Raw genomic sequence first — 357 nt, forward strand, 5'->3', positions numbered from 1 at the left:
CGTGTAGTCCTGGTCGGCGAGGCGGTCGTAGACGCCGTCCAGCGGGACTTCCACGGCCCCGGCCGGTGGCCACACGGCCAACGTCTCCGTCGCGCCGCTCTCAGAACCGGCGGCGACCAGCGTGCCGGTCGCGTGCACCGCCCAGGGGTCGTCGTGCGTTCCGTCGTCGGCTCGTGAGTAGATCTCGACGGACCGGACCCCGGACGGGTCGACCGCGCCCACGACCAACTGAAGCTGCACCGACCCCTGCTCCGGCAGCACCAGCGGCGCGGACAGCGTCAGCTCCTCGACCCGCTCGGCGCCGACCTGGTCACCTGCGCGCGCGGCCAGTTCCACCAGTCCGGTACCGGGCAGCAG

At 73.1% G+C, this 357-nt stretch carries 1 protein-coding gene; it reads right to left on the reverse strand.

The window, feature by feature from the left end:
* Positions 1-357 (reverse strand): polyketide synthase dehydratase domain-containing protein (locus tag GCN81_RS00095; protein WP_156721312.1); only part of this gene is annotated, 357 nt, incomplete at both ends.

The sequence above is a fragment of the Streptomyces apocyni genome, assembly GCF_009739465.1.
Lineage (GTDB): Bacteria > Actinomycetota > Actinomycetes > Streptomycetales > Streptomycetaceae > Streptomyces > Streptomyces apocyni.